Genomic DNA, 580 nt, shown 5'->3' with positions numbered 1-580 from the left:
GCGGTTATGCCGCCGCGATAAATCCCGAAGGGATTTACGCTGGACGCGGGGTGGAGCAGCCCGGTAGCTCGTCAGGCTCATAACCTGAAGGCCGCAGGTTCAAATCCTGCCCCCGCAACCAAGATTTGAAATAGAGCCTCCTGACAAAAGCTCCTCACCATAAGAGGAGAAGTGCTCTTTGCGTTTCGGACGCAGTGCCGAGTACGGCCGAAGCGTCTAATCTCCGATCGGTGTGTGCCTGCCTGCTCCAAAAACGAACGCAATCCGCGCCTGCGAAGACAGCATGTCGTGGAACTCTCCTCATCGGCCCACCGGGATCAAGGTAGCAGCTTTGCCATCCTCGGTCGCAACAAGGCGTTTTTGCTGCTGACGGCTGCCGGCTCAAGTTTTTACAAGGTCGCGCATCGAGGCTACTCCGTCGAGAGCGCGTTGGATGTGGGCCTGTGTATTGTAGTAAGCGACAAGCAGACCCCATCTGGCGAAGCTGACGGCCGTCGCGGTATGGCAGACATCTGATTTTCTCTGATTGTGAGGATCTATGTCTACGCCTATAGCTAGCCCTGTGATGATCCATATGATT

General features: G+C 55.9%; 1 protein-coding gene and 1 tRNA gene. One reads left to right on the top strand and one right to left on the bottom strand.

Annotated elements, in window-relative coordinates; genetic code table 11:
* Positions 1-44: 44 nt before the first annotated feature.
* Positions 45-121 (top strand) — tRNA-Met (locus JNB88_RS33145).
* Positions 122-381: 260 nt separating this feature from the next.
* Here the strand turns inward: JNB88_RS33145 and JNB88_RS33140 are convergent.
* On the bottom strand, positions 382-580 hold a 199-nt coding region (locus JNB88_RS33140; protein WP_220359167.1), incomplete at its 5' end, for a hypothetical protein.

The sequence above is a fragment of the Rhizobium cauense genome (assembly GCF_019511525.1).
GTDB lineage: Bacteria > Pseudomonadota > Alphaproteobacteria > Rhizobiales > Rhizobiaceae > Rhizobium > Rhizobium cauense.
The sequence above is the reverse complement of the archived record's forward strand: the minus strand, read 5'-3'. Positions and strand labels throughout refer to the sequence as shown.